The organism is Pseudomonas sp. LTR0, assembly GCF_036630035.1.
GTDB lineage: Bacteria > Pseudomonadota > Gammaproteobacteria > Pseudomonadales > Pseudomonadaceae > Aquipseudomonas > Aquipseudomonas putida_Y.
The window spans coordinates 69,318-91,211 of the sequence record NZ_CP123734.1 but is presented as its reverse complement, the minus strand read 5'-3'; the positions used below and the strand labels follow the sequence as shown (position 1 = coordinate 91,211).

Here is a 21,894-nt window from a genome sequence, read left to right as displayed (position 1 = left end):
TTTTCCCACACTAAATAAAGATCTATCCTAAGGAGCACAGGAAATGGAATCAGCCCAGGACAACCAAGGCCGCATTCTGCTGGTGGATGACGAGTCCGCAATCCTGCGCACCTTCCGCTACTGCCTGGAAGACGAGGGCTACAGCGTGGCCACGGCCAACAGTGCCGCCCAGGCAGAGAGCCTGCTGCAACGCCAGGTGTTCGACCTGTGCTTCCTCGATTTGCGCCTGGGTGAAGACAACGGCCTCGACGTGCTGGCGCAAATGCGTATCCAGGCCCCGTGGATGCGGGTGGTGATCGTCACTGCGCACTCGGCGATCGACACCGCAGTAGACGCCATCCAGGCCGGCGCTGCCGACTACCTTGTCAAACCGTGCAGCCCCGACCAGTTACGCCTGGCCACCGCCAAGCAACTGGAGGTGCGCCAGCTTTCTGCGCGCCTGGAAGCTCTGGAAGGTGAAGTACGCAAACCCAAGGACGGCCTCGATTCCCATAGCCCGGCCATGATGGCGGTGCTTGAAACTGCCCGCCAAGTCGCCATCACCGACGCCAACATCCTCATCCTTGGCGAATCGGGTACCGGCAAGGGCGAGCTGGCACGGGCCATCCATGGCTGGAGCAAACGTGCACGCAAAGCCTGTGTGACCATCAACTGCCCATCGCTTAACGCCGAGTTGATGGAAAGCGAGCTATTCGGCCATACCCGCGGCGCCTTCACCGGCGCCAGCGAAAGTACCCTGGGGCGGGTCAGCCAGGCTGACGGGGGCACGCTATTCCTCGACGAGATCGGCGATTTCCCGCTGACCTTGCAACCCAAACTGCTGCGTTTCATCCAGGACAAGGAATACGAACGCGTCGGTGACCCGGTTACCCGACGTGCCGATGTGCGTATCCTGGCTGCCACCAACCTCAACCTCGAAGAGATGGTGCGCGAAAGCCGCTTCCGCGAAGACCTGCTGTATCGCTTGAACGTGATTACCCTGCACCTGCCCCCCCTGCGCGAGCGCAGTGAAGACATCCTCATCCTGGCCGACCGCTTCCTCGCCCGTTTCGTCAAGGAATACTCCCGCCCCGCTCGTGGTTTCAGTGATGAGGCGCGCGCCGCCCTGCTCAATTACCGCTGGCCCGGCAACATTCGCGAACTGCGCAACGTAGTAGAACGGGCCAGCATCATCTGCCCGCAGGAGCGCGTGGAAATCAGCCACCTGGGCATGGGTGAACAACCCGCCAGCAATGCCCCACGCGTAGGTGCCGCGCTTAGCCTGGATGAGCTGGAACGTGCCCATATCGGTGCCGTACTGGCCGCCAGCGATACCCTCGATCAAGCCGCCAAGACCTTGGGCATCGATGCTTCTACCCTGTACCGCAAGCGCAAGCAGTACAACCTATGAAATGGCCGCCCATGAAGCTGCGCACGCGGCTTTTCCTTAGCATCTCGGCGCTCATCACTGTGGCGTTGCTAGGGCTGCTGCTGGGCCTGGTCAGCATGCTGCAGATGGCTACAGTGCAACAGCAGCTGGTGCGCGATACCACCCATGCCCTGGAAGTGGGGCTGAAGTTGCGCCAGAACCTGGGCGAACAGCTGATGCTCATTCTCGATGAGAACACCGCCCCGGAAAGCCTGCGGCTGCTGCAGGACAATTTCCAGGACCTGCTCAACCAAGGGCTGGAGCAAGGCGGTGAGCGCACCGGTTTCAGCAAAGCCAGCAGCAATTACCAGTCCTTCCTCCAGACCTATCGCGACAGCGCCACACCCGCTCGTAGCATGGGTGTCGATCAGCCGCTTGGAGCTGCGTTCAATCAGGTGCGCACCGACCTGATCGATTCCCATAAGCAAGCATTGGACCTGATTACCCGCAGCGAGGAACGCACCCGTGACCGCGCCTTGCTGGTCAGTGGTGTACTCGGCCTGATGGGGCTGGTGGTATTGGTACTGGGCTTTATCACCGCGCACAACATCGCCCGGCGTTTCGGCCAACCGATCGAAGCCTTGGCCAAGGCAGCCGACCAATTGGGCAAGGGCAATTTCGACGTTACCTTGCCGGTCACCCAGGCCGCCGAGCTTAACCAGCTGACCCGCCGTTTTGGTCTGATGGCCGATGCCTTGCGCAAGCACCAGGCCACCAACGTTGACGAACTGTTGGCCGGCCAGCAGCGTTTACAAGCCGTGCTCGACAGCATCGACGACGGCCTGCTGATCATCGACCGCCAGGGCCGCCTCGAGCACCTCAACCCGGTGGCACAGCGTCAGCTGGGCTGGAACGACAGCCGCGTGGGCAGCAGCCTGGTCGAAGCCTTGCAGCGACCCGAGCTTGAGCAACAACTGCGCCAGGTTCTGCGCGGGGGCAGCCTCGACCGCCCACCGGACGACCTGAACATGGAGGTCGATGAAGAATCACGCCTGCTCACCTACAGCCTGACCCCCGTCAGCCACCCGCAGGGGCCAATCCTCGGCGCGGTGATGGTACTGCACGATGTGACCGAGCAAAGGGCCTTCGAGCGGGTGCGCAGCGAATTCGTGCTGCGCGCCTCCCACGAACTGCGCACCCCGGTCACCGGCATGCACATGGCCTTCGGCCTGCTGCGCGAGCGGGTCAAGTTCCCGCCCGAGGCCCGCGAGTACGACCTGCTGGAAACCATCGGCGAAGAAATGCAGCGCCTGACCCAACTGATCAATGACCTGCTCAACTTCTCCCGTTATCAAAGCGGGTTGCAAAAGCTCGAGCTGGCCCCCTGTGCCATCGACGAACTGCTGGAGCAGGCGCAATTGCGCTTTGCCGAACAGGCTGCGAACAAGCAGATCGAACTGATCAAGGAACTGGACCCGCCGCTACCGCGTATCCAGGCCGACGTCGCCCAACTGGACCGCGTGCTGGACAACCTGCTGCACAACGCCATCCGCCACACTGCCAACGGCGGGCGCATACGCCTGCATGCCCGACGCCATGCGGAACGGGTGATCATCAGCGTCGAGGACAACGGCGAGGGCATTTCCTATGGGCAGCAAGGGCGCATCTTCGAGCCCTTCGTGCAGGTAGGTCGCAAGAAAGGCGGCGCTGGGCTGGGCCTGGCGCTGTGCAAGGAGATTGTGCAGTTGCACGGAGGGCGCATGGGCGTGTTTTCCCGGCCAGGGCAGGGGACCCAATTCTACATGGCGTTGCCGGTCTGACTGCTTTACCGCACCTACACCCGCCGCGGCAGGTGTCCGCGAGTCACCAACTCGGCAAACTGCCGGGCGTTCAGCGGCCGGGCAAACAGCCAGCCCTGGCCATAATTGACCCCCTCGCTGTTCAGCAGCACGGCCTGGTCCTCGAACTCGATACCTTCGGCAATTACCCGCAGGTGCAAGTCATGGGCCATGCGGATGATATGCGGGGCCACGCCACTACTGGCGGCATCGTGGCCCAGAGCGTCGATGAATGCCTTGTCGATCTTCAGGCAGTCCACTGGAAGGGTTTGCAGGTAGGCCAGGCTGCAATAACCGGTACCAAAATCGTCGATCAGCACCTGGTGCCCCACGGCGCGTAGCGCCTGCAGGTTGTCACGGGCGACCACCACGTCAATCAGGCCGCGCTCGGTCACCTCGAAGGCAATCTGGCTGGGCGCCACTCGATGCAAGGCCAACAAGCGCGCCGCCACCCGGCCAATACGGGGCACCATCACATCGCAGGCCGCCAGGTTTATCGAGATGTATAGCTTGGGGTGCGAACGCAGTAGCTGCCCTAGCTGTTCAAGCACACGCTGCAGGACAAAGTCGGTGATCTGGCGGATCTGCCCGGTATTTTCCGCCAGCGGGATGAACAGGTCCGGGCTGGTCAGGGTGCCGTCCGGGCGGCGCCAGCGAACCAAGGCCTCGGCGCCCACACAGCGCCGGCTGTCGAGCTCGATGATTGGCTGGTAGAGCACCTGCAGCTCTCCACGACGCAAGGCATTCTGCAACTCTGAGCTCATCGACCGCCGTTGCAGAATCAACTGGAGTACCAACCAACCGATGCAGCAGGCCGCCAGCACGCTGCCGGGGAACAGCAACCAGAGCATGCCGTTCATCCTCAGCGGCAGACTGGCCCTCGGGGCAATCAGCACCAACTGGTAATCCGGCGACTTGGTCGGCATTCGGTAGATCAGCCGGTCACTGAGTTCCAGCAGCGACTTTTGGCTGGTCGACCAGGCCGAGGGCGGCGGCCATACCTGTGGCGGGCCGAGCACCGGAATGGCCCGGGCACCGTTGTCCAGCACCACGACCAGGCTGCCGCCCGGGGGCAGGTCCACCACATCGGTCAAATGCCCACGGGAGGTGGAAACCAGAAACTTGCCCCGACCCAGCATCAGTGCTGCCAGGTTCTCGTTCGGCTCGGTGGTGGTGTTAAGCCAGTAGCTGTAAGTCGGCCCCTGGATATCCGGCGCCCGCAAGGGAACGAACGCTCGCTCATCACCGCGGTTGGAGCAGGCAACATCACCATCCACATAAGCAGCTTCATAGATGAACCGCGAGTTCAGGCCAACCTGTTGCAAGGCTGCCAGCATTGCCGGGCTGCAGCCACGCAGGGGTTGGGCCTGCAGCAGATCGACCCCTTCGCGTAACTGGCCGAACACCTGTTCGAGCCGCTCCAGAAAACGCTCGCCCTGAGCATTCATTTGTTCGCTTTCGCTTTGTTTCATTTGTTGCAGGGCAATGCCGATGCTGGCAGAGAGCAACACCGCGGCGCTGGCCAGCGCTGCCAAAGTGGCCAGCATCCAGGGACGGTAAAAAATTTGGCGCAGCAAGGCGATGAAGGCTGACATCAATGGCATCCAGTTGATAACCAAGGTATAGCAACTGAATCAAGAATCACCTTCACCGTTTGGCGCTTCGCTGCAATCCTCCTACGCTCTTTTTAGAGGCAGCCTCGTGGCCGTGATGAGACCATTAACGTTGGTACGACTGCGTCGACCAAACCCGACTCTTCGCAGCGCAAGGCCGCTGCAACAAATACCCCGCCCGCCGTGTCTCAACGCATGCGGTTAAGTACCTGCAGCATCGCTGCTGTCTGCGCATCCGGCATGCCGTCGAAACGCTGCGGGCGGAAGCGCATCTGGAACGCGGCGATTACATGGCGTGTGGCTACATCCAGCACACCGGTCTGATCGATCTGATAGCCAAACCGTGCCAGCTCCTGCTGGTACCAGCCAACGCTTGGCGGGTTGACGCTGAAGTAGGCCTGCTGCCGTGCCACGGCGTTGGCATCCGGCCAGACACCCAGCCCGGCATCGGCCAAGCGCTTCCACGGAAACAAGGGTCCCGGGTCCAGCTTGCGCAACGGGGCGATGTCACTGTGGCCGATGATATGGCGTGGTTCGATGTTGTTGCGTTTGACAATGTCCTTGAGCAGCGCGATCAACGACTGGATCTGCGCCTCGCTGTAAGGGTGCCAGACCCGGCCGTTCGGGGTGTCGGTGAAGCCCGGATTGACGATCTCGATACCAATGGACGAGGAGTTCAGCCAGGTGCGCCCCTGCCACTGGCTATCACCGGCATGCCAGGCACGACGGTTTTCATCCACCAGTTGATACACCTTGGCCGGACCATCGCCGATCAGGTAATGGCTGCTGACCTCACCATGGGTAAGCAGCGCCAGGGAGCGCTCCAGCGAAGCATTGGTGTAATGCAGGACAATGAACTGGATGCGGTTGTCCTGATTGACCGAAGGGTGGCTGCGGTCGATGCGCAGGCCTGTCGAGCAACCGGCGACAGACAACAGCAAAAAGGAAATCAGGGTTTTTTTAAGCGTGGAAAGCACGTCAGTGGCCTCAGCGTACGAGTGCTACAGTATAACGTGCTCGCCTGCGCTGTGCCTGCCGAGGCGACGGCGGCTGGCTAGCCCTGCTCAACGCGATTTCGCCCCTGCTCCTTTGCCCGGTACAGCGCTGCATCGGCTCGTTTGAGCACCTGGTCGCTGCGCTCGCCAGAGTGGAATGCGCCCAAGCCGATGGAGGTGGTGATCACCACCCGCTCACCCTTGAAGTGGAATGGGCAGGCTTCGACTGTGGCGCGCAACACCTCGGCCATTTGCGCGGCGACTGCCGGCGTAGTCTGCGGCAGCAGCAAGACGAATTCCTCGCCGCCAAACCGGGCGATAAAATCACGGGCCCGAAGACGCTTGCGCAACTGGTCGGCAACGATCTTGAGGACCTTGTCCCCAGCCAGATGCCCAAAGTTGTCGTTAATGCGCTTGAAATGGTCCAGGTCAAGAATCGCCATCGCCAGATGGCCACCGTTTTCCTTCCATTCGAGCATTTCGCGTTCGACTCGCTCGCTCCAGGCCGCACGGTTGGGCAGGCCGGTGAGCGGGTCCAGCAGAGCTTTCTGGCGCTGCTCCTCCAGGTGCTCGCGATAACCAAGTGCTTCATGCTCCATGCTCGCCACCCGCTCCGACAAGCCTTGCAGTCGATCGGCCAGTTCCTGCTCGCGGCGATCACGCTCGTGCTTGTGCTCGTCCATGGTCACCAGCAAGCCTTCCAGGCGGTTTTCCAGAATGTGCTTGAGGCTGTCTACATCGGCGGCACCTTGCACGCTGCTCTGCAGGCCGTCGACGTGTTCACGCAGTTGACTATCCAGTTCGCGGGCAGCGGTGCTGTTGTCAGCATGGCCGGCGCTGGCCTCGTGCAGATGACTCTGGAAACCTTCCAGGCGTTCATTGAGCTGCTGCAGGTAAGTTTCGAATTCGTGCTGGCCGCTGTCGGTGATCGCCAACATGAGTACTGCCAAGTCATCCAGCACCGGAATCAGCTCATACCAGTTCAATCCGCGGGCAACCCGCTCGCGCATTTCCAGCGCCTGAGCCTTGTGTCGCTCGGGCAGACTGAGGTCATCGAGCAGACCGATCAGGGTCTGCTCAATGTGCGCGGCAACCTGGCTGTAAGGCGGCTCCACTGCGTAGGGCAGTGCATAGGGACCGTCTTCACCAAGGATTTCTTCAAGGGCTTGTAATGGTTCTGCGTCAGCCAACGGCTCGCTGACGGCAACTGCAACCTCTGGCAGTGGCACTTTATGCTGTGGCAACGGGACTGGCGGCATTTCCGCCGTTTCGATCAGAGCCGGGCCAAGCGCCTCCAGCTCAAGCTCGGGCGCTTCGGCCACCTCGACAGTCGGAGCAGCAGGGGCCGCCAGCGGTTGTAGCGCATCGACGTCATCGGGCTGCGAGGGCTCGGTACTGCCGGCTGCCAAGGGCACAACCTCTTCAACTGGCAACGCCACCGGCGCAAGCTCTGGTCCTGCCTGTACATCTTCCTCGCGGCTTCCAAACAACCGCTGCAGAAAACCCGGTCGGGCTTCTTCACCCGTCTTGCCAAGGGCCGACAGCGCGCGCCCCTGCAGGCCACTCAACTCGCCCAACAGTGGCGGCAGCTCGCGTGACTGGGCAACCCCACCGTCGAGCTTCTTCGCCAGTTTTTTCAATGACCGCGAGATATCACTGGGTAGCGGGAGGCCTTGCAGTTGGCCAACCAGTGCGGTCAGCGCATCGCTGACCTGGTTCATGCGGGCTTCGCGACGCTGTTCGGAATCCAGTACCGCTTTCTCAAGGCGCGGAATCAAGCCGGCGAGGCCGGCGTCCATGTTGCTGCTGCGAATGACGTCGCGCATTTCCTTCATGCACTCGTCTACCACCTTGTCACTGCCTTCAGCAGCCAGGGTGCTGCGCACCAGACCTCGACGCAGCAGGTCAAGGCGGGCGTCCCAACGACGCTCGAGCTTTTCTTGCTGCTCGATGCTTTTAAGGTATTTTTCTTTCCAGCGCTCAGCGTCTTCAGTCATGCCCGGGTCCGCAAACGGTGATGGCAATTAGCTCAAAACCGGCAGCGTATCCACAGTCAATGCATCAGGCAATCGAATCTCGACTGCAACGGGAAGGTGGTCCGAAATTGGCTGCGCCAGCACCTCGACACGTTCCAGTGTGAGGCTTGAGCTGAGCAGAATATGATCAAGGCAACGCTGCGGTCGCCAGCTGGGGAAAGTGGCCTCGACTTGCGGGGCGACCAGGCCCAGGTCGCGCAGCGGCGAGTGCTCGAGCAGGTCAGTGGCGTGGGTGTTCATGTCGCCCATCAGCACCTGGTGACGGTAACCGCCAATCAGCTCGCGGATATACCCCAGCTGCAGGGCGCGGGTCTTGGCCCCCAATGCCAGGTGCATCATCACCACTATCAACGCATCGTCACCTTCGCCAAACCGGACCAGGATCGCACCACGCCCGGCCGGGCCAGGCAACGGATGGTCTTCGAGCAGTTGAGGCTTCAGGCGGCTGAGCACACCGTTGCTGTGCTGGGCAAAACGCCCAAGGTTGCGGTTGAGCTGCTGGTACCAATAGGGGAAGGCCCCCAAGTGGGCCAGGTGTTCGACCTGGTTGACGTAACCCGAGCGCAGGCTGCCACCATCGGCTTCCTGCAGGGCCACCAGGTCGAAGTCGCCCAGCAGCCTGCCGATTTTCTGCAGGTTGCCGGCACGCCCGTTATGCGGCAGCAGGTGCTGCCAGCTACGCGTCAGGTAATGCCGGTAGCGCTCGGTGCTTATGCCCACCTGGATGTTGAAACTGAGCAACCGCAGGCGGCCATCCTCGGGCAGGCCCGGGGCCTGCAGGTGATGCTCGTTGACCTTCGGCTCGTGCAGGCCAATGCCACGCGTAGCTCTGAAGCGGGGCATGGATGGCGCCGCCTACTTGGCGGCGCGCTCCTTGTCGATCAGCTGGTCGGCGACATTCAGCACGCCTTCCGGTCCGCCGGCAGTACCCAGGTCGAAGCGGTACTTGCCGTTGACGACCATACTCGGTACGCCGGTGATTTCATACTTCTTCGCCAGTTCCTTGGCCTGTTTGACCTGGCCTTTGATGGCGAACGAGTCGAAGGTAGCGAGGAACTTGTCCTTGTCAACGCCTTGAGTGGCGAGGAAGTCGGCCATATCGTTCTTGTCGGTCAGGCGCTTGTGCTGGTTCTGAATGGCATCGAACACCGCCGCGTGCACCTTGTGCTCGACGCCCATGGCTTCGAGGGTCAGGAACATCTGGCCGTGCGCATCCCACGGGCCACCGAACATGGCAGGTACGCGCTTGAAGTTGACGTCCTTGGGCAGCTTTTCAGCCCAAGGGTTGATGGTCGGCTCGAAGTGGTAGCAGTGTGGGCAGCCGTACCAGAACAGCTCGACGACTTCGATCTTGCCAGGTACGGAAACCGGAACAGGGTTGCTCAGCTCGATGTATTCCTTGCCAGCAACAGGCTCGGCGGCCTGAACGGCAGTCATACCGAATACGCTGGCGGCGACCAGCGCAGCGCTGAGAATCAGTTTACGCATGCTTTACTCCTGAGCAGTCATGAGTCGCCACGACGCGACCTGCACTGAGACAGGCCGGGAAGGGCTCGAGTTCTGTAGTGTAACGGCTGCGGACGGAAAAAAGGGCAGCCCGGCCGCCCTTTCATCATTGGCCTACAACATTAACCGAAAGTTAATGCAGGCCCTGGATGTAGCTGGCCAACGCTTCGATATCATGGTTGCTCAGCTTGCCAGCGATAGTGCGCATGGTCATGGCATCGCCATCGTTGGTGCGGTTGCCTTCGCGAAAGTCAGTGAGCTGCTTGGCCACGTACTGCGAGTGCTGCCCGCCCAGGTGCGGGAAGCCAGCCAGGGCGATGCCCGCGCCGTTAGGCGAGTGGCAGCCAGTGCACGCTGGCATGCCCTTTTCCAGGTCGCCGCCGTTGAACAGCGCACGGCCGCGCTCGACCAGCTTGGGATCGGCGGCACCCACGCTGCCTTTCTGGCTGGAGAAGTAGGCAGCGATATCGGCCAGATCCTGGTCGCTGAATGCGGCCAGCATGCCGGTCATTTCCAGCACGGTACGCTTGCCCGATTTGATATCGTGCAGTTGTTTTTCGAGATAGCGCTGGCCTTGGCCGGCCAGTTTAGGGAAGTTCGGTGCCAGGCTGTTGCCGTCGGGATTGTGGCAGGCGCCACAGACGGCGGTCTTGGCCTGGCCAGCGGCGGCATCGCCTTTGATAGGTTGCGCAGCAGTGGCCGCACCAGCGACACCCAAGGTCAACAGCAGACTCACGACTAGTTTGTTCATCAGCTAATCCAACACGGCTAAGGGTGAAATGTTATGTATCGGGACTGCCGCTCATCCAAAGGATGACCAAACGGTAGTCCTCGGCACTGCAGTCCATGCACAATCCACGCGGCGGCATAGCCTTGAAACCCTGGGTCACGTGCTTCACCAGTACATCCATGCCTTGCGCCAGCCTTGGCTCCCATGCTGCCCGGTCACCCCGTCTGGGTGCCTGTGGCAACTGCCCGGTGTGACAGGCCGCACACGTGCGGTTGTACAACACCTCGGGATCCTGTGTAGCCTGTGCGCTGAAAAACGGCAGGAACATACCGACAGCAAGCAGCCATTTCGCCATGCGGAACGACCTTCAGGGTTGGGGGCCGCGCTGCGTTCTGTTGCGCGAGCTATTGTTCGACACCCCATGCCCGTTCTCCTTCGCTGGGAGAATGAGCACACAAAAACTGGGGCATTATATACTTCCGCCATCCAAACGGAAACGACACCGCTTGCCAGGCTTGGCTCTACAAAGTCAGGCAACACCCACATCGGATATCCCATGCAAGTCAAGAACCCCATCCTCGGCCTCTGCCAGAAAGCCAAATTCGCCCTCAGCGCAGCCAAGGTCGAACAATGCCCGGACGACCAGGGTTACGAGGTGGCTTTTGCCGGCCGTTCCAACGCCGGCAAATCCAGCGCCCTCAATACCCTGACTCATGCCAGCCTGGCGCGTACCTCGAAAACTCCCGGGCGCACCCAGCTGTTGAATTTCTTCAGTCTGGACGATGAACGGCGTTTGGTCGACCTGCCAGGCTATGGTTATGCAAAAGTTCCGATTCCGCTCAAGCAGCACTGGCAGAAACACTTGGAAGCCTACCTGGGCAGCCGTGAGTGCCTGCGTGGCGTGATCCTGATGATGGACGTGCGTCACCCGATGACCGACTTCGACAAAATGATGCTCGACTGGGCCAAGGCCAGCAGCATGCCGATGCACATCCTGCTGACCAAGGCCGACAAGCTGACCCACGGCGCGGGCAAGAACACACTGCTGAAAGTGCAGTCGGAAATCCGCAAGGGTTGGGGCGATGGCGTGACCATCCAGCTGTTCTCGGCACCCAAGCGTCTGGGTGTGGAGGATGCCTACCGGGTGCTGGCCGACTGGATGGAACTGGAAGACAAGCCGGTCGTTTAATGCTTTGCACTTGAACCATAGGAGCGGGTTTACCCGCTCCTACGGGGCTCAGTACAAGCCAAACGGCAAATTCCGGGCAAAAAAAACCCCGGACTTCGTATGGGGAGGGGGAAGTTCGGGGTCCAAGTCCGGACCGCTAGGGCGGGGTCCAGATATCTGCCAACACTTAACACAACATAGGAGCATCGAAGGGCTTCACCAGCCATTCAGTTACTCTGAGTTCCGCTTCACCGGTTTAGTTCCGAAGCCCATAAAACTATTTGCGATAGTTTCATGAAACTTAAGCATCCACGGCACTGAGCGGTGCCTGGATCTGCGTCACTACGTCGCAGATCCTACACAGTTTTACCTGCTCAATCAGTGAGCTTCGTCCCAATTCGCACCAACTCCCGCCTCGACCAGCAGCGGCACATCCAGCTGCGCGGCCTGGCTCATGTGGTGGCGAATTTCATCTTTCACCTGCTGCACCAGGTCCTCGCGTACCTCGAGCACCAGTTCGTCGTGCACTTGCAGGATCACCCGGGCATCCAGCCCGCTCTCGCTCAACCAGTTGTCTACTTTGACCATTGCCCGTTTGATGATGTCGGCAGCAGTCCCCTGCATCGGCGCGTTGATCGCCGTGCGCTCGGCGCCCTTGCGCAGGGCAGGGTTCTTGGCATTGATGTCTGGCAGGTACAGCCGGCGGCCAAACAGGGTTTCGACAAAGCCTTGCTCGGCCGCCTGAGCGCGGGTGCGCTCCATATAGGCCAGCACGCCCGGGTAGCGGGTAAAATAGCGATCGATGTAGTCCTGTGACTGCTTGCGATCGACGCCGATTTGCTTGGCCAGGCCAAAGGCGCTCATGCCGTAGATCAGGCCGAAGTTGATGGCCTTGGCGCTGCGGCGCTGGTCGGTGGTGACATCTTCCAGGGCCACTCCGAACACTTCGGCTGCCGTAGCGCGGTGCACGTCCAGGTCGTTGCGGAAGGCATGCAGCAAGCCTTCGTCCTTGGCCAGGTGGGCCATGATGCGCAGCTCGATCTGTGAATAGTCCGCCGCCAGAAGCTTGTAACCCGGGCTGGCGACGAACGCCTGGCGGATACGCCGGCCTTCTGCGGTGCGGATCGGGATGTTCTGCAGGTTTGGGTCGCTCGACGACAACCGGCCGGTGGCCGCCACGGCCTGCTGGTAGGAGGTGTGGATACGCCCGGTGCGCGGGTTGATCTGCCCCGGTAACTTGTCGGTGTAGGTGCTCTTGAGCTTGCTCAGGCTGCGATACTGCATCAGCACCTCTGGCAGCGGGTAGCCTTGCTCGGCCAACTCGTCGAGTACTGCTTCGGCGGTAGATGGCTGGCCCTTGGCAGTCTTGCTCAGCACCGGCATGCCCAGCTTGTCGTAAAGGATCGCGCCCAGCTGCTTGGGCGAACCGAGGTTGAACGCCTCACCGGCGAGCTCGTAGGCACGCAGCTCAAGCTCAGCCATCTTCACGCCCAGCTCACCGCTCTGTACTTTCAACAGCTCGGCATCGACCAGAGCACCCTGGCGCTCGATCCTGGCCAGTACCGGCACCAGCGGCATCTCGATATCCATCAGCACTGGTTGCACGCTCGGCGTCTGTGCCAGGCGGGCCTGCAATACGTGGTGCAGGCGCAGGGTGATGTCGGCATCTTCGGCGGCGTAGGGGCCAGCTTTGTCCAGGTTGATCTGGTTGAAGGTGAGCTGTTTGGCACCCTTGCCGGCGATGTCCTCGAAGGCGATCGTGGTGTGGTCGAGGTACTTCTGCGCCAGGCTGTCCATGTCATGACGGGTGGCGGTGGAGTTCAGCACATACGACTCGAGCATGGTGTCGTAGGCCACGCCGCGCATCTCGATGGCGGGGGAGCCATTGGCGAGGATGTTGATGTCGTACTTGGCATTCTGCCCGACCTTGGCCTTGGCCGGGTCCTCCAGCAGTGGTTTCAGCGCCAGCAGCACGGCCTCGCGGTCCAGCTGAACCGGCGCGCCCTCGTAATCGTGGGCTAGCGGCACATAGGCCGCTTCATGCGGCTCGACAGCGAACGACAGGCCGACCAACTGCGCCTGCTGGGCGTCCAGGCCGGTGGTCTCGGTGTCGAAGGCGAACAGCGGTGCCTGGCGCAGCTTCTCCAGCCAGGCGTCGAAACGGGCCTGGTCGAGAATGGTTTCGTACCTAGGCTCGACCTTGGCCGCCGGCTCCGCAGCCGGGGCAACATCGTCACCGGCCTTGGCCGCATCACGCTGCACCTCGGCGACCCAGCTCTTGAACTCCATCTCGGTGTACAACGCCAACAGCGCCTCGCGGTCAGGTTCACCGCATACCAACGCCTCGACCTCGACGTCCAGCGGCACGTCAACCTTGATGGTGGCCAGCTCGTAGGACAGGAATGCCGCGTCGCGGTGCTCCTCCAGCTTGGCCGGCAAGGTCTTGGCGCCGCGAATGGCCAGCGCTGGCACCTTGTCCAGGTTGGCGTAAAGGTCGCTGAGACCACCGCCGATGCCGGTCAGCAGCCCCACCGCCGTTTTTTCACCCACGCCCGGCACGCCGGGGATGTTGTCGACCTTGTCACCCATCAGGGCCAGGAAGTCGATGATGTGTTCCGGGCCGACGCCGAATTTCTCGTGCACGCCAGCCACGTCCAGCACGCTTCCGGTCATGGTGTTGACCAAGGTAATGTGCCCATCCACCAGTTGCGCCATGTCCTTGTCACCGGTCGAGATGATCACCGGGCGACCCAGGGCGGCGCTGCTGCGCGCCAGGGTGCCGATCACGTCGTCAGCCTCGACACCCTCCACGCACAGCAGCGGGTAGCCCAGTGCCTTGACGCTGGCGTGCAGCGGCTCGATCTGTACCCGCAGGTCGTCCGGCATGCTGGGGCGGTTGGCCTTGTACTCGGCGAACATGGCATCGCGGAAGGTGCCGCCCTTGGCGTCGAACACCACGGCGAACAGGCTGTCGGGGTATTGCTTGCGCAAGCTCTTGAGCATGTTCAGCACACCCTTCACCGCACCGGTCGGCATGCCCTTGGACGTGGTCAGCGGTGGCAGCGCGTGGAAGGCGCGATAAAGGTAGGAGGAACCGTCCACCAGGACGAGGGGCGCTTGGCTCATGAGCAGAATCAACCTTTTCGACGGGTCCGGCGCTAGAATAGCCAGAATCATTGACGACAAAGGGACTAGGTTATCATGCGCACACTCAATCGCCTGTTACTGCTCGGCCTGTTGGCAACCACGCCTGTCGTCACCCTGGCGGCGGACGACGCCCCCTCGGCCGATCCCGAGGTGACCATTCGCACGGAAGGCGACAAAACCATCCAGGAATACCGGCAGAACGGCTTCCTGTATGCGATCAAGATCACGCCGAAAAACGGCAAGCCTTATTTTCTGGTACGCGCCGATGGCACTGATGCCAATTTCATTCGATCCGACCAGCCGGACATGCTGATTCCGTCCTGGAAGATCTTCGAGTGGTAAGCTGACGCGCACCGTTCACATCAACCCGGCACTTCCCGGCGGAAGTGCCCGTATGGGCAATTTTTCATCATGTCAGTCTTCACCCCCGTGACCCGGCCTGAGCTGGAAACCTTTCTGGCGCCGTACGAGCTGGGCCGTCTGCTCGACTTCCAGGGCATTGCCGCCGGTACCGAGAACAGCAATTTCTTCGTCAGCCTCGAACAGGGGGAGTTCGTCCTGACGCTGATCGAGCGTGGGCCCAGCGAGGACATGCCGTTCTTCATCGAGCTGCTCGACACCCTGCACGCTGCCGACATGCCGGTGCCCTATGCCATTCGTGACCGCGACGGCAATGGCCTGCGCGAGCTGTGCGGCAAGCCGGCATTGTTGCAGCCCAGGCTGTCGGGCAAGCACATCAAGGCCCCCAACAACCAGCACTGCGCCCAGGTCGGGGAGTTGCTGGCACACATTCACCTGGCCACCCGCGAGCACATCATCGAACGCCGCACCGACCGCGGTCTGGACTGGATGCTGGCTTCGGGTGCCGAGCTCCTGCCACGCCTGACTGCAGAGCAAGCCGCATTACTGCAGCCGGCGCTGGACGAAATCAGCGCACACAAGGCGCAGATTCTGGCCTTGCCGCGGGCTAACCTGCATGCCGATCTGTTCCGCGACAACGTGATGTTCGAAGGCACCCACCTGACCGGTGTGATCGACTTCTACAATGCCTGCTCCGGGCCGATGCTGTATGACATCGCCATCACCGTGAACGACTGGTGCCTGGATGAGCAGGGCGCGGTAGATGTACCTCGCGCCCAGGCGCTGCTGGCAGCCTATGCGGCGCTACGGCCGTTCACTGCCGCCGAAGCCGAGCTGTGGCCGGAAATGTTGCGGGTAGGCTGCGTGCGTTTCTGGCTGTCGCGCCTGATTGCGGCCGAGTCGTTCGCCGGGATGGATGTGATGATCCACGACCCGGGCGAGTTCGAAGTGCGTCTGGCGCAGCGCCAGCAGGTGGCTTTGCACCTGCCGTTCGCCCTCTAGCCCTCTTCAGCTTCTTCGCGGGCGTGCCCGCGAAGGGCCGGTATAGGCTTACAACTGCTCCAGGCAGCCTGCCAGGTCACCGCCCAGTTTCTCGAGCAAGCGCTCATACCCTTTGCCATCCACCGGATCGGTGCCGCCCAGGGCATCCAGCTCGGCCAGGCGCACCGGCAACCCGGCAGTCAGGGTCTCGGCCAATCGCGGCCGTATTGGCGGCTCGCTGAACACGCAGGTCTTCCCTACTTCCTGCAGGCGCTGGCGCATGGCCGCCACATGTTGCGCCCCAGGCTGCACCTCGGACGCTACGCTGAACACGCCCGCGTGCTTCAAGCCATATTCAGCCTCAAAATAATCGAAGGCTTCATGGAAGACGAAGTACGGCTTGCCGGCAATACCGGCCACGCGCGCCTTGATACGCCCGTCCAACGCATCCAGGCGTTCATCGAAGGCCTTCAGGTTGCTCTGATAGCGAGCCGCATTGGCCGGATCGACCTGGGCCAGATCAGCTGCCATTTTAGCTGCGATCACTCGCGCATTGACCGACGATAGCCACAAGTGTGCATCAAGACTGCCTGGGCGGTGGTCATGGTCGTGGTCGCTGTGGTCTTCTTCCTCATGGGAATGGCTGTCCTCGCCAAAGTGGCGCAACTTCATGCCAGGCAGCGCCTGCACAGCCACTGTGGCCTTGCTACGGCTTCCCAGCACACGCGGAAGGAAGTTCTCCATGTCCGGGCCGATCCAGTACAGCAGGTCGGCATCGCCTACCCGCCGCACGTCGGAGGGGCGCAGCGCATAGTGGTGGGGTGAAGCCCCGGGTGGCAGCAGCACTTCAGGGCTGCCAACACCATCCTGCACGGCAGCGGCAATCTGCTGCAGGGGCTTGATACTGGTGAGCACACGCACGTCGGCCTGCGCGGAAAATGCGATGAAAGCGACAAACAGAACCAGGAATCGGGACACGGTGAATACTCGAGTCGTCAGAAACAGGTAACATAATAACGTCTCTGTCCAGAACCGTCGCTGCCCATGTCCATCACACCGCTGGCCAACCGTCCTCACGACCACTCCCATTGCGTACACAGCGCACTGGCTGAAGCCGATGCCTTGTGCACCCGCCAGGGCCTGCGCCTGACCGCCCTGCGCCGCCGTGTGCTGGAGCTGGTGTGGCAGAGCCACAAGCCGCTGGGTGCCTACGACATCCTCGCGGTGCTCAGTGAGCAGGACGGCCGCCGCGCCGCGCCGCCCACGGTGTACCGCGCGCTGGACTTCCTGCTGGAAAACGGCCTGGTGCATCGCATCGCGTCGCTCAACGCCTTCATCGGCTGCAGCCACCCCGAGCACGTGCACCAAGGTCAGTTTCTGATCTGTCGGGCCTGCCATGTGGCCATCGAGCTTGAACAGAGCAGCATCAGCGAGGCCATCATCAACAGCGCCAAAGGCGTGGGTTTCACGGTCGAGACCCAGACCGTGGAAGTGGTCGGCCTGTGCGGTAGCTGCCGGAGCGCGGCATGAGCGAGGCCCTGATTCGCCTGGAGCAGGTCGGCGTCACCTTTGGCGGCGAGGCGGTGCTCGACAGCATCGACCTGTCGGTCGCCCCAGGCCAGATCGTCACCCTGATTGGCCCCAACGGGGCGGGCAAGACTACCTTGGTGCGCGCCGTACTTGGCCTGCTCAAGCCACATCGCGGCAAGGTATGGCGCAAGCCCAAGCTGCGCATTGGCTACATGCCCCAGAAGATTCAGGTTGATGCCACACTGCCGCTTTCGGTGCTGCGCTTCCTGCGCCTGGTGCCAGGTGTAGACCGCGCGGCAGCCTTGTCGGCGCTGCAGGAAGTGGGCGCCGAGCAAGTCATCGACAGCCCGATCCAGACTATTTCCGGCGGCGAAATGCAACGCGTGCTGCTGGCCCGTGCCTTGCTGCGCGAACCCCAGTTGCTGGTGCTCGACGAACCGGTACAAGGTGTAGACGTGGTCGGCCAGACCGAGCTTTACAACCTCATCACCCGCCTGCGCGACCGCCACGGCTGCGGCGTGCTGATGGTGTCCCACGACCTGCACCTGGTCATGAGCGCCACCGACCAGGTGGTGTGCCTGAACCGCCACGTATGCTGCTCGGGCCACCCCGAGCAAGTCAGCGGTGACCCAGCGTTCGTCGAACTGTTCGGCAAAACCGCACCGAGCCTGGCCATCTACCACCACCATCACGACCACAGCCACGACCTGCATGGCTCGGTGGTCGCCCCTGGCACCCATGTTCACGGAGAGCACTGCAAGCATGGCTGACTTTCTTCTCTACGCCTTGCTTGCCGGCTTGTCCTTGGCACTGGTTGCAGGCCCACTGGGCTCTTTCGTGGTATGGCGGCGCATGGCCTACTTTGGCGACACCCTGTCTCACGCCGCCCTGCTCGGTGTGGCCCTGGGTTTCGCCCTGGATGTCAGCCCGGCACTGGCGGTAACCGTGGGCTGCCTGTTGCTGGCGATTCTGCTGGTGACATTGCAGCAACGCCAGCCGTTGGCCTCCGACACCCTCCTGGGCATCCTGGCCCCCAGCACCTTGTCGCTGGGCCTGGTGGTGCTGAGCTTCATGCACGATGTGCGCATCGACCTGATGGCTTACCTGTTCGGCGATCTGCTGGCCATCAGCCCAACCGACCTGGCCTGGATCCTCGGCGGCAGTGCACTGGTCCTGCTGCTGCTCGCTGTGCTGTGGCGGCCGCTACTGGCAGTTACCGTGCACGAAGAGCTGGCCATGGTCGAAGGCCTGCCCGTGGCCGGCCTGCGCATGGCGCTGATGCTGCTGATTGCAGTGGTGATTGCAGTTGCCATGAAAATCGTTGGCGTGCTGCTGATCACCTCGCTGCTGATCATCCCTGCGGCTGCGGCACAGCGGCACGCCCGCTCACCAGAGCAAATGGCCCTGGGGGCCAGCCTGCTGGGCGTCACCGCGGTCTGCGGCGGCCTGGCCATGTCCTGGTTCAAGGACACCCCCGCCGGGCCGTCGATCGTGGTCTGCGCCGCGGTGCTATTCTTGCTGAGCCTGGCCCTGCCAAAACGCTGAGAGGCAGGGTGTGTGCAGGCACACCTTGCAACCTTTGGCCGGTAAAGGGTCTGTAAGGCCTATTTTCGAGCGTGCGCACCTGGGTGTAGACTTGCTCGCTTTTTGCGCAAATAGAGAGTCGCAGGAATGAAGCCGTTCGCCTCCCGTTATCTGCTTGTTGCCGCGTTTTCCCTGATCCTGGCTGCCTGTTCCAATGCGCCGGTCGACCAGGCCACCGCACCTGCCCAAGCAGATGCCTGGCAGCAGTTGCAACAGAACATCGCCAGCAATGAGCTGGCTACCGCCGAAGACCAGCTTGCAGCACTGCAGGCCCAGTCGCCGGATGATGCACGCCTGGAGCAATACCAGCGCCAACTGGCCGAAGCCTACTTGCAACGTAGCCAGATCGTCCTGCAAAAGGGCGATGTGAACGCGGCAGCTACCGCGCTGGCCCGCGCCCGTGCACTGATGCCGCAGGCGCCAGCGGTGACCGGCGGGGATGCTGTGACCCAGGCCCGCAAGGCCGAGCTGGAAAAGGCGGAAGCTGCGCTGAAAGCCGCCGAAGCCAAGCCCAAGGCACGCATCATCGACCCGACAGCGCCAAGTACCGTGGTGGCCTTGAAGACCACTGACAGCCGCGCGCTGCGCCGCCAACTGGACGACATTGCCGCCGATGTGGTGAGTTACCAGTGTGAAGTGGTGTTTCAGGTGCCGCGCACCGGGGATGCACCTTGGCTGAAAACCTTGCTGGAAAAGCGGGTGCGCAAGATTGACAGTGGGTTTGAGCTGAAGCAGAAGCATCAGATCCAGCGCTCGCTGCCGGCACAGGTGGTGCTGGTCCCGCATCGGCAGTAAAAGCTTCGCGGTTAAACCCGCTTCTACAGAAGAAGCGGGTTTAACCGCGAAAAGGCCTTATCAGGCAGGAATCGCTTCAGCTGCCGCCTCCCGCTCCCACACCCGGTGGCCTTCAACCGCTTTGACAAAGGCATCCACCGCCTTCTGCTCATCCCCGAGCAGCAGCCCCTTATCCTCCTTGAGCCCCAATGCTTTCGCCAATTCCTTGGTCAGCACCAGCGCCTTCAGGTGCTTGTAACCCTCCAGCAAGAAGTGCTTGGCCAATCCGCTAGCCGCCAGTGCATCCGTAGACGGCTTGCCTGCAGGCACGACAATCCCATCGAACATGATCGAAGGCATCCCCTCCATCGACGCCGCTACCGGCAGTTGCTTGCCATCCGCCGCCTTCACCGGCGCCGAGGTCGGGCCCAGCAGCATCGGCCGGGCACTGTGCGCTTCCAGGGCTTTGACCAGTTTGTCGACGCTGCCAGCGTCCACGCCATCTGCCACCAGCACGGCAATCTTGCGCCCCTTGATACCCACCGAACCTGGGTGGTTCATCTGGCTCAACGCAGGCGATTGCGCCGGCTGGCTACCCTTTACCTGCACCGTACCCGCTTTCGGCGCGGGGAGGCCCAGGTTGGCCGCAACCGCCGCCGCCAGCTTCAAGTCGATGTTGGCGAGAATGTCATTCACTTCCCGGGCGCGGATATGTTCACGCTCGACTTTGCCCAATTCGAAACTGTAAGCCTTGATGATGTGCTGTTGCTCAGTCGGGCTCATGCTCTGGAAGAACAGCCGAGCCTGCGAGAAGTGATCGCCGAACGACTCACTGCGCTGGCGAATCTTGTGCGCATCGATACGCTCCTGATAGCTCTCAAAGCCGCCGTCTTGCGCCGCAGGCGGGGTTTCCTTCGGCCAGCCGCCGTCAATCGAGTTGGGTTCGTAGGACGCCCGCCCCTTGTGCACAACGTGCTGGTGCAGCGCATCACGCTGGTTGTTGTGGTTCGGCGATACCGGCCGGTTGATCGGGATCTGGTGGAAGTTCGGCCCACCCAGGCGGCTGATCTGGGTATCGGTGTACGAGAACAGTCGGCCCTGCAGCAGCGGGTCGTTGGTAAAGTCGATACCCGGCACGATATGGCCCGGGCAGAACGCTACCTGTTCGACCTCGGCAAAGAAATTGTCCGGGTTGCGGTTGAGCACCATCTTGCCCAGCGGCGTGACGGGTACCAGTTCCTCCGGGATGATCTTGGTCGGGTCCAACAGGTCGAAATCGAATTTGTGTTCGTCGGCCTCAGGCACAATCTGCACGCCCAGTTCCCATTCCGGGTAGTCACCGGTTTCGATGGCTTCCCATAGGTCACGGCGCTGGAAGTCGGTGTCCTTGCCCGCCAGTTTCTGGGCTTCGTCCCACAGCAGGGAATGCACGCCCTGGCGTGGTTTCCAATGAAACTTGACGAAGCTGGCCACGCCCTTGGCATTGATCAGGCGGAAAGTATGCACGCCGAAGCCTTCCATCATTCGAAGGCTGCGCGGGATGGCGCGGTCAGACATGGCCCACATGACCATATGAGCCGACTCCGGCACCAGCGATACGAAATCCCAGAAGGTGTCATGAGCTGAACCGCCGGTAGGTATCTCGTTATGTGGCTCCGGCTTCACCGCATGGACAAAATCGGGGAACTTGATGGCATCCTGGATGAAAAACACCGGCATGTTGTTGCCGACCAAGTCGAAATTGCCTTCATCTGTATAGAACTTGACGGCAAAGCCCCGCACATCTCGCACCGTGTCGCCAGAACCGCGTGGGCCCTGAACCGTCGAGAAGCGGACAAAAACCGGGGTGACCTTTTCCGGATCTTGCAGGAAGCCGGCCTTGGTCAGCTCGGCGTGGTTGCCATAGCTCTGGAAGAACCCGTGTGCCCCGGTACCGCGGGCGTGCACGATGCGCTCGGGGATACGCTCATGGTCGAAGTGGGTGATTTTCTCGCGCATGATGAAGTCTTCAAGCAGCGACGGCCCGCGATCACCCGCCTTGAGGGAGTTCTGGTTGTCAGCAATGCGCACGCCTTGGTTGGTGCGCAGCGCATGCCCGGTCGCATCGCTGCGGTCGGCCTCCAGGCTCTGCAGCTTGGCATTGGTGTTGGCCCGGTCGGGGGTCTGGGTGCCGGCGGCCTCGCTGTGCTTGGGCGCATCCGTTTTCTTGCTGGGCATGATCGGCTCTCCTCATCAGTCTTAAGGCGTGCCCGTTCAGGGCTTGTGCAAGTAGTGACTGGAGGGC

Annotated in this window: 19 protein-coding genes; 9 read left to right on the top strand and 10 right to left on the bottom strand. The window is 61.9% G+C overall.

Annotated elements, in window-relative coordinates; genetic code table 11:
• Nucleotides 1-43: 43 nt before the first annotated feature.
• A complete protein-coding gene (algB, locus tag QCL51_RS00440; protein WP_021784607.1) occupies nucleotides 44-1,390 on the top strand; it encodes a sigma-54-dependent response regulator transcription factor AlgB in 1,347 nt (448 codons plus the stop codon).
• Nucleotides 1,387-3,168 carry a KinB sensor domain-containing domain gene (locus tag QCL51_RS00435; RefSeq protein WP_021784606.1) on the top strand — a complete coding sequence of 594 codons (1,782 nt, stop codon included), beginning with the start codon at nucleotides 1,387-1,389 and terminating at the stop codon, nucleotides 3,166-3,168. Before algB ends, QCL51_RS00435 begins: the two co-directional genes overlap by 4 nt.
• Before the next feature lie 14 nt (nucleotides 3,169-3,182).
• Here QCL51_RS00435 and QCL51_RS00430 read toward each other — a convergent pair whose 3' ends face one another.
• From QCL51_RS00430 to QCL51_RS00400, 7 genes are all read right to left on the bottom strand, one after another.
• Entirely contained in the window at nucleotides 3,183-4,781 is a 1,599-nt protein-coding gene (locus QCL51_RS00430; RefSeq protein WP_021784605.1) for an EAL domain-containing protein, read from the bottom strand.
• 206 nt (nucleotides 4,782-4,987) lie between these two features.
• Nucleotides 4,988-5,776, bottom strand: a complete 789-nt coding sequence (locus QCL51_RS00425; RefSeq protein ID WP_021784604.1) for an N-acetylmuramoyl-L-alanine amidase — start codon at nucleotides 5,774-5,776, stop codon at nucleotides 4,988-4,990.
• A 77-nt stretch (nucleotides 5,777-5,853) separates the two neighbouring features.
• Nucleotides 5,854-7,791, bottom strand: coding sequence for a GGDEF domain-containing protein (locus QCL51_RS00420; protein ID WP_319298340.1), 1,938 nt, complete (start codon nucleotides 7,789-7,791; stop codon nucleotides 5,854-5,856).
• A gap of 27 nt (nucleotides 7,792-7,818) precedes the next feature.
• A complete protein-coding gene (locus tag QCL51_RS00415) occupies nucleotides 7,819-8,673 on the bottom strand; it encodes an endonuclease/exonuclease/phosphatase family protein (protein ID WP_330508798.1) in 855 nt (284 codons plus the stop codon).
• Nucleotides 8,674-8,685: 12 nt separating this feature from the next.
• Nucleotides 8,686-9,318, bottom strand: a complete 633-nt coding sequence (gene dsbA / locus QCL51_RS00410; protein WP_003252987.1) for a thiol:disulfide interchange protein DsbA — start codon at nucleotides 9,316-9,318, stop codon at nucleotides 8,686-8,688.
• Between the two features lie 151 nt (nucleotides 9,319-9,469).
• Nucleotides 9,470-10,087, bottom strand: a complete 618-nt coding sequence (locus QCL51_RS00405; protein ID WP_003252989.1) for a c-type cytochrome — start codon at nucleotides 10,085-10,087, stop codon at nucleotides 9,470-9,472.
• A 31-nt stretch (nucleotides 10,088-10,118) separates the two neighbouring features.
• Complete coding sequence (locus tag QCL51_RS00400) at nucleotides 10,119-10,421, bottom strand: c-type cytochrome (protein ID WP_003252992.1); 303 nt, start codon at nucleotides 10,419-10,421, stop codon at nucleotides 10,119-10,121.
• A gap of 201 nt (nucleotides 10,422-10,622) precedes the next feature.
• Between QCL51_RS00400 and yihA the strand changes: the two genes are divergently transcribed.
• A complete protein-coding gene (yihA, locus tag QCL51_RS00395) occupies nucleotides 10,623-11,255 on the top strand; it encodes a ribosome biogenesis GTP-binding protein YihA/YsxC (RefSeq protein ID WP_010951522.1) in 633 nt (210 codons plus the stop codon).
• A gap of 357 nt (nucleotides 11,256-11,612) precedes the next feature.
• On the opposite strand, the gene polA is transcribed toward yihA, so the two are convergent.
• On the bottom strand, nucleotides 11,613-14,360 hold the full coding sequence (polA, locus tag QCL51_RS00390) for a DNA polymerase I (protein ID WP_021784601.1): 2,748 nt from the start codon (nucleotides 14,358-14,360) through the stop codon (nucleotides 11,613-11,615).
• A gap of 75 nt (nucleotides 14,361-14,435) precedes the next feature.
• Between polA and QCL51_RS00385 the strand changes: the two genes are divergently transcribed.
• Together QCL51_RS00385 and QCL51_RS00380 are read left to right on the top strand one after the other, a co-directional pair.
• A complete protein-coding gene (locus tag QCL51_RS00385; RefSeq protein WP_003252997.1) occupies nucleotides 14,436-14,723 on the top strand; it encodes a DUF2782 domain-containing protein in 288 nt (95 codons plus the stop codon).
• 69 nt (nucleotides 14,724-14,792) lie between these two features.
• Nucleotides 14,793-15,743 (top strand): homoserine kinase, encoded by a 951-nt coding sequence (locus QCL51_RS00380; RefSeq protein ID WP_021784600.1) that lies wholly within the window; start codon nucleotides 14,793-14,795, stop codon nucleotides 15,741-15,743.
• A 48-nt stretch (nucleotides 15,744-15,791) separates the two neighbouring features.
• Here QCL51_RS00380 and QCL51_RS00375 read toward each other — a convergent pair whose 3' ends face one another.
• Nucleotides 15,792-16,700 carry a zinc ABC transporter substrate-binding protein gene (locus tag QCL51_RS00375; protein WP_031322607.1) on the bottom strand — a complete coding sequence of 303 codons (909 nt, stop codon included), beginning with the start codon at nucleotides 16,698-16,700 and terminating at the stop codon, nucleotides 15,792-15,794.
• Between the two features lie 66 nt (nucleotides 16,701-16,766).
• Between QCL51_RS00375 and zur the strand changes: the two genes are divergently transcribed.
• From zur to QCL51_RS00355, 4 genes are all read left to right on the top strand, one after another.
• Nucleotides 16,767-17,252, top strand: a complete 486-nt coding sequence (gene zur / locus QCL51_RS00370; RefSeq protein ID WP_021784598.1) for a zinc uptake transcriptional repressor Zur — start codon at nucleotides 16,767-16,769, stop codon at nucleotides 17,250-17,252.
• A complete protein-coding gene (gene znuC, locus QCL51_RS00365) occupies nucleotides 17,249-18,022 on the top strand; it encodes a zinc ABC transporter ATP-binding protein ZnuC (RefSeq protein ID WP_021784597.1) in 774 nt (257 codons plus the stop codon). Before zur ends, znuC begins: the two co-directional genes overlap by 4 nt.
• On the top strand, nucleotides 18,015-18,797 hold the full coding sequence (gene znuB / locus QCL51_RS00360; protein WP_021784596.1) for a zinc ABC transporter permease subunit ZnuB: 783 nt from the start codon (nucleotides 18,015-18,017) through the stop codon (nucleotides 18,795-18,797). The genes znuC and znuB overlap by 8 nt, the downstream gene beginning before the upstream one ends.
• Nucleotides 18,798-18,923: 126 nt before the next feature.
• The gene (locus tag QCL51_RS00355) at nucleotides 18,924-19,631 is read left to right on the top strand and encodes a PA5502 family lipoprotein (protein ID WP_103469512.1); all 708 of its coding nucleotides are present in this window, start codon (nucleotides 18,924-18,926) and stop codon (nucleotides 19,629-19,631) included.
• A gap of 60 nt (nucleotides 19,632-19,691) precedes the next feature.
• Here QCL51_RS00355 and katE read toward each other — a convergent pair whose 3' ends face one another.
• The gene (gene katE, locus QCL51_RS00350; RefSeq protein WP_338444501.1) at nucleotides 19,692-21,827 is read right to left on the bottom strand and encodes a catalase HPII; all 2,136 of its coding nucleotides are present in this window, start codon (nucleotides 21,825-21,827) and stop codon (nucleotides 19,692-19,694) included.
• Nucleotides 21,828-21,894 lie beyond the last annotated feature (67 nt).

Coding starts and splice junctions, on each gene's coding strand:
- algB (WP_021784607.1), top strand. CDS start 44: ATGGAATCAGCCCAGGACAACCAAGGCCGCATTCTGCTGGTGGATGAC.
- QCL51_RS00435 (WP_021784606.1), top strand. CDS start 1,387: ATGAAATGGCCGCCCATGAAGCTGCGCACGCGGCTTTTCCTTAGCATC.
- QCL51_RS00430 (WP_021784605.1), bottom strand. CDS start 4,781: ATGTCAGCCTTCATCGCCTTGCTGCGCCAAATTTTTTACCGTCCCTGG.
- QCL51_RS00420 (WP_319298340.1), bottom strand. CDS start 7,791: ATGACTGAAGACGCTGAGCGCTGGAAAGAAAAATACCTTAAAAGCATC.
- QCL51_RS00415 (WP_330508798.1), bottom strand. CDS start 8,673: ATGCCCCGCTTCAGAGCTACGCGTGGCATTGGCCTGCACGAGCCGAAG.
- dsbA (WP_003252987.1), bottom strand. CDS start 9,318: ATGCGTAAACTGATTCTCAGCGCTGCGCTGGTCGCCGCCAGCGTATTC.
- QCL51_RS00405 (WP_003252989.1), bottom strand. CDS start 10,087: ATGAACAAACTAGTCGTGAGTCTGCTGTTGACCTTGGGTGTCGCTGGT.
- QCL51_RS00400 (WP_003252992.1), bottom strand. CDS start 10,421: ATGGCGAAATGGCTGCTTGCTGTCGGTATGTTCCTGCCGTTTTTCAGC.
- yihA (WP_010951522.1), top strand. CDS start 10,623: ATGCAAGTCAAGAACCCCATCCTCGGCCTCTGCCAGAAAGCCAAATTC.
- polA (WP_021784601.1), bottom strand. CDS start 14,360: ATGAGCCAAGCGCCCCTCGTCCTGGTGGACGGTTCCTCCTACCTTTAT.
- QCL51_RS00385 (WP_003252997.1), top strand. CDS start 14,436: ATGCGCACACTCAATCGCCTGTTACTGCTCGGCCTGTTGGCAACCACG.
- QCL51_RS00380 (WP_021784600.1), top strand. CDS start 14,793: ATGTCAGTCTTCACCCCCGTGACCCGGCCTGAGCTGGAAACCTTTCTG.
- zur (WP_021784598.1), top strand. CDS start 16,767: ATGTCCATCACACCGCTGGCCAACCGTCCTCACGACCACTCCCATTGC.
- znuC (WP_021784597.1), top strand. CDS start 17,249: ATGAGCGAGGCCCTGATTCGCCTGGAGCAGGTCGGCGTCACCTTTGGC.
- znuB (WP_021784596.1), top strand. CDS start 18,015: ATGGCTGACTTTCTTCTCTACGCCTTGCTTGCCGGCTTGTCCTTGGCA.
- QCL51_RS00355 (WP_103469512.1), top strand. CDS start 18,924: ATGAAGCCGTTCGCCTCCCGTTATCTGCTTGTTGCCGCGTTTTCCCTG.
- katE (WP_338444501.1), bottom strand. CDS start 21,827: ATGCCCAGCAAGAAAACGGATGCGCCCAAGCACAGCGAGGCCGCCGGC.